9 protein-coding genes are annotated in these 8,073 nt (G+C 65.9%); 1 reads left to right on the top strand and 8 read right to left on the bottom strand.

Going from position 1 to position 8,073, the window contains the following annotated elements:
* Window positions 1-1,103 precede the first annotated feature (1,103 nt).
* Complete coding sequence (locus tag ACFTZB_RS39935) at window positions 1,104-1,799, bottom strand: GAF and ANTAR domain-containing protein (protein ID WP_378440612.1); 696 nt, start codon at window positions 1,797-1,799, stop codon at window positions 1,104-1,106.
* A gap of 612 nt (window positions 1,800-2,411) precedes the next feature.
* Here ACFTZB_RS39935 and ACFTZB_RS39930 point away from each other — a divergent pair.
* On the top strand, window positions 2,412-3,140 hold the full coding sequence (locus ACFTZB_RS39930; RefSeq protein WP_378440610.1) for a hypothetical protein: 729 nt from the start codon (window positions 2,412-2,414) through the stop codon (window positions 3,138-3,140).
* Window positions 3,141-3,157: 17 nt separating this feature from the next.
* Here the strand turns inward: ACFTZB_RS39930 and ACFTZB_RS39925 are convergent, their stop codons facing one another.
* From ACFTZB_RS39925 to ACFTZB_RS39895, 7 genes are all read right to left on the bottom strand, one after another.
* Window positions 3,158-3,430, bottom strand: coding sequence for a hypothetical protein (locus tag ACFTZB_RS39925; protein ID WP_378440609.1), 273 nt, complete (start codon window positions 3,428-3,430; stop codon window positions 3,158-3,160).
* A gap of 246 nt (window positions 3,431-3,676) precedes the next feature.
* Window positions 3,677-4,888, bottom strand: a complete 1,212-nt coding sequence (locus ACFTZB_RS39920) for an alcohol dehydrogenase catalytic domain-containing protein (RefSeq protein ID WP_378440607.1) — start codon at window positions 4,886-4,888, stop codon at window positions 3,677-3,679.
* A gap of 145 nt (window positions 4,889-5,033) precedes the next feature.
* Complete coding sequence (locus tag ACFTZB_RS39915; RefSeq protein ID WP_378440605.1) at window positions 5,034-5,465, bottom strand: hypothetical protein; 432 nt, start codon at window positions 5,463-5,465, stop codon at window positions 5,034-5,036.
* Window positions 5,435-5,971, bottom strand: a complete 537-nt coding sequence (locus ACFTZB_RS39910) for an NAD-dependent epimerase/dehydratase family protein (protein ID WP_378440616.1) — start codon at window positions 5,969-5,971, stop codon at window positions 5,435-5,437. Before ACFTZB_RS39910 ends, ACFTZB_RS39915 begins: the two co-directional genes overlap by 31 nt.
* A 522-nt stretch (window positions 5,972-6,493) precedes the next feature.
* Complete coding sequence (locus ACFTZB_RS39905; RefSeq protein WP_378440603.1) at window positions 6,494-7,147, bottom strand: HemK2/MTQ2 family protein methyltransferase; 654 nt, start codon at window positions 7,145-7,147, stop codon at window positions 6,494-6,496.
* A 46-nt stretch (window positions 7,148-7,193) separates the two neighbouring features.
* Window positions 7,194-7,403: a CinA family protein gene (locus ACFTZB_RS39900; protein WP_378440601.1), complete on the bottom strand. Its 210-nt coding sequence runs from the start codon at window positions 7,401-7,403 to the stop codon at window positions 7,194-7,196.
* Between the two features lie 375 nt (window positions 7,404-7,778).
* Complete coding sequence (locus ACFTZB_RS39895) at window positions 7,779-8,036, bottom strand: Rho termination factor N-terminal domain-containing protein (protein WP_378440614.1); 258 nt, start codon at window positions 8,034-8,036, stop codon at window positions 7,779-7,781.
* Between the last annotated feature and the right edge of the window lie 37 nt (window positions 8,037-8,073).

The raw sequence follows: 8,073 nt of genomic DNA, 5'->3' as shown, positions 1-8,073 counted from the left end.
GATATACCCCCGACAATCCGCGCTGACGCCACCACCGACTTGCTGGTCACCGCCGTCGAGCACCTGACTGCGACGGCGGCATCGCTCGATCCACCACCGATCGCGTGGCCCAGTCCCAGACAGCCGCTACGAGGATGACCGCGAAACATGTCAGTGCACGTCCTGCAGCAGCGAGGCGACGGTGTCGATGAACACATCCACGATGGGTGCCTCTCAGACCTGAGCCGAATGCGAACCGGGTGTCTTCTCGGGTGGCGGGGTCCGTCCACCGTCCCCCATTCCTCGTTGACGTTCGAGGTGTTGATCGGGTGGTCAGAAGACGTGGATGCCGAAGTCGTGGGCGAGGAAGTCCGTCGTGATGAACAGCATCTCTGCGACGACCGCGTGGTGATAATCCCCGCGTGAACGAGGCAAGATCTTTTCTGCGAGAGCGCTCGTGGTCGTCGCCGTGTCCTGGGGTGCGCCGACGACATGTGTACCGAATCACCCAACTGCGACCGGCCACAATCCGGTCCGGGCTCGGGGATGGGCACACCGCCCGAGCGCGTGCATCGCCTTGGCGGATTGCTGGAGGCTTCCCGTGCGGCTGCACCAGCTACTCGGCTGAACTGGTGCAGCCTCGACGACTCTGATGCTCCGGAACATCGGAGTGTCTGCCAATGGATTACCCCCGACTACGCGGTGAAACCCATCGGGGACGTGAACGAACCCCTGACGGCGCCGTGGTCGCAGGCAGGGCGGGTGTATGCAGTTCACCGAACCCACTGCGTCCTATCACGAACAGCATCGCCGCGCGGGGGTTCTCGCCGATCTGGCGCTGCTGGAGTTGACCCACGAGGGGCGTGTGCACCGCGCGGACCGGCTGTCATGCTGGCTGTGGTCAACGACGCGCGTGTCGGGCAAGCGACTGGGATCATCGCCGGCATCCTCGATATCACCCCCGGGCGGGCGCGGGTGTTGATCGACGATCATGCCCACCGCCTGGGCGTCAGTCCGGGAGTGCCCGCCCGGTCGATCATCGCCAGGTTGGTCCCCCCATCGAACTCCTGATAGTTCAGACACCCCTTCCCGACAGTTGGTATCCGGAAGGTAGCGCTGCCTGCTCAGTGTCGCCGGTCCGGTCCGAGGTCGACGACCCGTTTCGCGACCTCTCCCAGCGGGTGATTGGATTGCTGGGACAGAGTGACGAGCATCTTGAAGGCCTGGTGCGCGCCGACGTCGAAGCGTTCCATCAGCATGCCTTTGGCTTGGCCGATCAGGTCCCGGCTGACCAGGGCGGACCGCAGTTGCAGTTCGCGGCGGTCGGCGATGATCGCGATCGCCGCGTGCGCCGCCAGAACCTCACCGATTGCGACGGATTCGTCGTCGAAGGCGTGCGCGGTCATCGCGAGCACGTTCAGGGCGCCGACGACGTGTGTGCGCGTGTAGAGGCGGAACGAGGCGACGCTGCGCACCCCGGACCGGACCGCCTCCCGGGTGAACTCCGGCCAGCGCGTTTCGGACTCGAGATCGTCGCTGCGGACGACCTCACCGTCCAGCGCGGCCTCGACACAAGGGCCCTGCCCGTGGCGGGCCTGCACGGCGTCGAGGTCCGCGGGCAGCGCGGAGGTGGAGGCGAGGGAGTGGAACTTGTGGCGGCTGCTGATGGTGAGGATGTCGGCACTGTCGGCGCCCGGGATCAAGTCCACCGCCGCCTGGGTGACCGCGTGCAGGATGTGATCGACATCGGTTGGGGCGGTCCACGATCGGGCCAGTTCTGCCATGATCGCGCCGAGGCTGGCGTGATCGAAATCATCCATCGTCACACCATCCTCACCGCGCCCGGGCATCCTTGCCTGCCGTCGGACACCAGCGGGCACGCCGACCCGGAGGCGCCCTGCGTCTCTGCTTGGAACGTTACTCCGTCGCAGTCGCGGTGAAGTCTCGCCGGACGACGACTTCAGAACCGCCGGCGATGTGGTTCCTCTCGGCGAGGAGGGTGGCGGGGCAGCCACGCGCGCCACCGCGGAGCCAACAGGGGAGGTGAGTCCGTGGGCGTTGCGGGAGGGCGTTATGTTGCACCATTTCTCGACGGAGACTGATCCGCGTGACGAACGAGGTCACGGTAGCCAGAACCCGAACTGGCGAGGATCTGGTCGATCCTTACCCAGGACTGCTTTTTCTTGTCGTACAAAAATCTTCCGAATCGAGACAACAGATTTGACCGTCGTCGTCCTACTCGCGACCACGTGGGGGGAGAAGAAGAAAAGTAGCCGCGAGACCGTTATCCGGTGAGTCGAGAGAAGACCAGCCAGACGACCGCCGGGCTGGTCGAACGCAAGCCCCGTCACGGCTACCCATCATGCATCTTTGCTTGACACCACTGCTAGCAATGCGCCCAACCGGATGGCGAAGACACAGTGCTCCGAACGGTGATCACCGCCACCGCAGCGTTTTCGACCGACTCGATTCCGGCCAGTTCACGCAGATGTGGTGGCGAATCGTCCGCAGAATCGCGTTCGGTTCCGCCGCTCGCGACGACGAGACCCCCACCCACCGGCTGTGGCGGCTACGTCGGAATCGGCAACTGGTCCTACCTCTCGCCGGACCGTCCCCGGCTGCGTAAGCGGTTCTTCGACGATCTGTACCGCTACGTCGGGCACGCCGAACCGGGCTCCCTGGCCGCCACCGTCGCCGCCACGGACGCGGGCGGGGCCGTCGATCCGGTCGGGCAGATGCCGCACTGGCTGTTTGCATTCGACGCTGCCGGTATCGCCTGCAGCCGGGCTCTGGCCCTGCTGGCCACGCACCCCGAGGAACGCCGACGCGCCGAAGCTGAGGTCGATGATGCCGACCTCACCGAGGTCCAGCAATATCGGTACCTGCGGGCGGTGATGCTCGACTCGGTGCGGCCGTGGCCGACCACCCCGGCGATCCTGCGGGATTCGACCGAGGAGACCGGGTGGGGGCCAGACGGCCGACGCTTCACCGTCCCGGCCGACACCGCGTTCCTCGTCCTGCTCGTCACCAGCACCGTGATGGCGCATCTGTTCGCCCGGGTTCGCTTCGAGCTGACCTCGGTTCCCCGACTGAGTCCGGACCGGCCATTGCCCGCCACACTGAACAACTTCGGATTGCGATTCGCCGCGCAACCACGCTGACCCGAGGGTCCGGGCGGTCAGAGTGGTTGTGCGGCATTCAGTTCGCGGCCGGGTACGGTTGTGTCCGCAGTGCCCGCGCGAGGTGGGCGGCGTTGCGGGGCGGCGGTGGCATTGGTGGCGGCGACGGCCTCGGGCACGGCGTCGAGGATGCGTCGCCGGATCTCCGGCCACTGATCGCCGTCGCCCATGTCGGTGTCGACCCCCGGCCGGATGTCGTAGTCGACGAGGCGGATCTTGTCGCCGGTCACCTCGTGGGAGGCCCGTTCGGTGAGGACCTGGTCGGCGATCAAGTCACTGCTCGACGGCGCCGGGAGGGTTTGAGCGAACACGTCAGGGCAAGTGCGGTCAGGGTCGTCATCCGACCCGAGTGCCCGCGGGCCGCGGGACTAACGCGCATGGAACGGACCGGAGGATCGTACAAAGAACCGGGCGAAGGAGCTACCGACAAGTAGACCCCCTTCTCCTTCAACTCGTTGGATGCGCGGTCCCTCCGCACTTCCTGTAGACCTTCTCGTCCTTGATCGATGTCCCGTGGGTCAGGTGACGTCGAGGACGGTCTTGAGCCAGCCCTGCTCTCGGGTGTCGAACCGTTGGTAGGCGTCGAGAGCTCGGGTCGGTGCGGCGTGCTGGGTGATGAACGCGGCGGGGTCGAGGGCACCGGTCGCGGCCATGGCCAGCAGGTGTGGGATATAGCGACGGTGATTGCAGTTCCCGGCCTGCACGGTGAGGTTGCGGTTCATCATTTCGCCGATCGGAAAGACATCGAAATTGGGTGGATAGACACCGATGATGCCGATGCTGCCGGCCTTCGCGGCGGCTTTGACGGCCCATCGCACGGCGAGGCTGGGGGCGTTGCCGGGCACCCACGTGTCGCCCTCGGGATCGGCGTCGGGCGCCGCCTTGCCACGCTCGGCGTCGAAGGAGTCATCGGAGACCGGCAATGTTTTGGCGGCCGGTCCACCGGAGGGGCGCTGGGCGTCGATCCCGACGGCGTCGATCACCCGATCGACGCCGATTCCACCGGTCAACTCCCGCACCACCTCCACGGGGTCCTCGGTGTTGAAGTTGATGACCTCGGCGTTCTGGGTGCGGGCGATGGCGAGACGGTCGTCGAGACCGTCGACCACCAGAACCCGGGTCGCGCCCTGGCGTTTCGCGGAGGCGATCGCGCATTGGCCGACGACGCCGGCACCGAGCACCAGCACGGCGTCGCCCTCGGTGACCTGGGCCAGGCGGGCACCGAACCAACCGGTGGGCATGACGTCGGAGATCATGATCGCCTGGTCGTCGGTCACCGCGTCGGGAATCTTGACCAGGGTGGTGGTGGCATGCGGAACGCGGGCGTATTCGGCCTGCAACCCGTTGACGGCCCCCGTGGCTTCCGGTCCGCCGAAGAAGCTGGTGCCGGCCTGGGGCCCGTTCGGGTTGGCGGTGTCGCATTGGGCGAAATATCCGGCGCGGCAGTACGAGCAGATTCCGCAGGCGATGGTGGAGCAGATCACCACCCGGTCGCCGGGAGTGAAACCGCGTACCGCGGCGCCGACGTCCTCGACGACACCGACGCCCTCATGGCCGACGATCGTGCCTTCCTTCATTCCCGGCATGGTCCCTCGCACCAGGTGCAGGTCCGTGCCGCAGATCGCGCTGGTGGTCAGCCGGACGATGGCGTCCGTCGGTTCGACGATGTCGGGGATATCCACGTTGTCGAGTCGGATGTCTCCGATGCCGTGCCAGACGAGTGCTTTCACGAGTGCTCACCCTTTCGTCATTGGTGTCTCCGTTTCGGTTGCCCGACGGCAACGGTACGAAACAACCCGCAGCCCGATCGGTGCCCCCGCCACCACTGTCGACTTCAAGACCGAGACTCGCACAACATGCAGCCGCGCCACGCTGTTACGGCAGCTTTCGTCTCGTCACGGGTCCCGAAGTGAGGAGTTTTCGCAGCCGTGCTGCCGGTGAGCGTTCGCCGAGGACGGCGCTGCTGCTGCGCGAGCGTTCCCGGATCCCGGCGACGAGTTCGCCGATCACCGACTCGGTGTCGTGCCGCGGGTGCCAGCCGAGATCGGCGTGGGCTCGGGAGCATTCGACGAGGGGGGTGGCGTAGGCGAGATCGATCCATCCTCGATGGACAGGGGAAAGATGCAGAGCCCATGCGAGATTGGTGATGATGCTCAATGCCGGTGCGGGAACATGCACGAGATGGGCGTCGGAGGCGTCGCGGAGCAGGTCCGCGGTCAGGGGTTCGTCGGCGGCGACGTTGAACGCGCCTGCCGCCCGATGGGCGAGGGCTTTCATCACCACGTCGGCGACGTCCTCGGTGTGCACGACGGCAGCGAGAGGGAGCGATCGAGGGGGAGCACCGGCAGTGCCGGTATCCGCCGGGACAAGGTTCGCGGCAGATAGCTCGGTGCCGCGTACCGAAGCAGAGCGGTGACCTCGTCATGCTGGGCGATCAGGCCCGGACGTATCCGAGTGACCAGGAGCGGCGACTGCCCGTCCACTGCAGCTGCCGCCTCGATCTCGTCGAGGACATCCTCTTGAGCGACCTTGTCGGCGCTGTAGATCGAACGCGGAATGCCTCCAGAGGGCCACTGTTCGGTCACCGGCGCGCCGTAGGCGCCGGGTGAGTACACCGCTGCCGACGAGAGATGGACCAGGTGGCCCACTCGGACGGCCCGAGCCGCCCGCGCGACTGCACGGGTCCCGGCGACCGCTGTTCTCCGCAGGTAGTCGCGGTCTCGGGCCGGCTGGAACGCGATCGCCAGATGGACCACGGCGTCGGCACCCTCGAGCACTGGGACGAGCGCGGAGTGCGCGTTGCCTCGGGCCAGGTGATCTCGTGCCAGTGCGCATGCGCGTAGGGAGAGGTGTGCGGAGGCGTTCGGCGGGCGATCCCAATCACTGCGGTCCCGGGTTCCTGCGCCGCGAGGAGCCGGAGAAGCACGGTGCCGACATTTCCGCTTGCGCCGGTGATCACGACTTTGCGGGGCGCGTGCATCGGCTACCGTTCCCTTCCGGCGTCCGAGCCCACGACAGGGTCGAATCCGACGACATCCTCATCGTTCTCTGTTGGCACGCTTCTAGCTCGTCGACCTGGCAAGCCTCGTAGGACGGTGGCCTTCTGGCATTCCTGCCGTCATGGCCGATCGCCGCTGTGACGATGCGTGCCAACGTCTCCCTGAAATCACCCTTATCGCAGATTCGTGGTGCAGCTGGTGATTCTCGAGCTGGGCTGCGAAACTTTCTGCGACGTCTGCTGCTTCATCAAATAGCAGGGGGCGTTGTCTACTTGTCCTGCACGGCCCGCGGCGGCCCGACCCTGTAGGCCTCGCCTCCGGTGTCGCAGCGAGCGTTCAGGTGTGTTGTCGTCCGCGGATCACCACGATCTCTTCGGTCCGCTGATCGGCGGTGATGATTCCGCGGGCCGCGAGCATGCGGCGGCGTGCGGTCAGGACGGGACCGAAGGGAATCTCCCGCCGAGCGACGACGTCGACGGCCAAACCCTGCTCCTCGAGCATGACCTGGGTTTTGTCGACCCCGCTCAGTCCCGACTGGGCGAGAAGCAGTGTTCCCCCGGGTGCGAGTACGTCCGGGACCTGGGCGCAGATCCGGTCGAGCAGCGCTCGCCCATCGGTGCCGGCGTCCCAGGCCTGCGCCACGCCGGTGTCGGGAAGTCTGTCATCCTGAGCGGGGACGTAGGGCGGGTTGGAGATGACCAGATCGAAGTATTCTGCGCGGACGGGCGTGGTGAGGCTTCCCTGCAGCACCCGAATCATGCGTTCGTGTATCCGAGCGTTGATTCGGGCGGTGAGCACGGCACGGCGAGAAATGTCGATTGCGGTGACGCTGCCCGCTCCCTGTGCGGCGGCCCGCAGGGCGAGCGCTCCCGTGCCGGTACAGATATCGAGAACCCTTGTCAGCGGAGACAGGGTGTGCTGGGCGAGAGCACCGGCGAGGAGCCACGTATCGTCCTGTGGGGGATAGACACCCGGGGTTCGCAGCAACATCGACATCTCCTCACCCTTTCCTCGCCGAAACCACATTGGACTAGGGCTAGCGTTGAAGTGCGTGTTCGAGCAGGAACAAGGCATGGTCTGTGGTCGACGCCACCACGTCGCCGGACTCACCGTCGAAGTGCCGTAGTTCGGTGCGAATCTCACCGCTGGTGAAGACCCCGAACCACACTGTGCCCGGTGGCTGGCCGTCCTGAGTCTGTGGACCGCCGACTCCGGCGACCGCCACCGCCAGGTCGGCGCCGAGCACGGTGGAGATTCTCCCGCCGGACAATGACTCCGCGATGGCAACGGAGAGGTGCCGATCACGCGCTGCCTCTGCCCCTCACCGTGTCTCCCACGTAAATCCCTTCGGTGCGCTCTTTCGGACTGGAGTTGCCGTGCGTGGGCCACGTACCGGAGCTATGTGATACCGGCCAGGGCTCTGCTCGTATTCATTGAAGAGGTCGGGCTGGGTGAAATGCCCTGCGACGTCATGTGGTACGAGCAGATTTGGCAGACGAGGACCAGGAAACGCGACCCGGTTGGGAGTGACGCTGCCCTGCGGCGCCCGGTGTCTCCGACGACACGGCATTGTGCCTCTCACGGCCGTAGCGGTCCTACCCGCGCTGATGGTTGAACATGTTCAATGGTTGCGCAGTGCCGTAATCAATTCACCCTTTTGTTTGGATGAATAGCCGGACAGTCCCACCTCTTTCGCCTTCTTCTTCAGCTCGTCAACGGTCCAGTCCTCGTACGACGACGACTTGCCGCCCTTGCGGCCGGTACTGGAACGACCACGGTTGGCGGCAGCGTTCGCGATCCGCGCCGCCTTCTCCTTCGACGCACCATCCTTCCGTACTTCCTCGTACACCTTCTCGTCCTTGATCGATGACCGCGCCATGGTGCTCCCTCCTCGACTCATTGCTGCTCGTCTCGTC

The organism is Rhodococcus sp. NPDC057014 (genome assembly GCF_042673295.1).
In the GTDB taxonomy this organism is placed as follows: domain Bacteria; phylum Actinomycetota; class Actinomycetes; order Mycobacteriales; family Mycobacteriaceae; genus Rhodococcus_F.
Note: the sequence above shows the minus strand (reverse complement) of the source record. Positions and strands in the feature narration are given on the sequence as shown.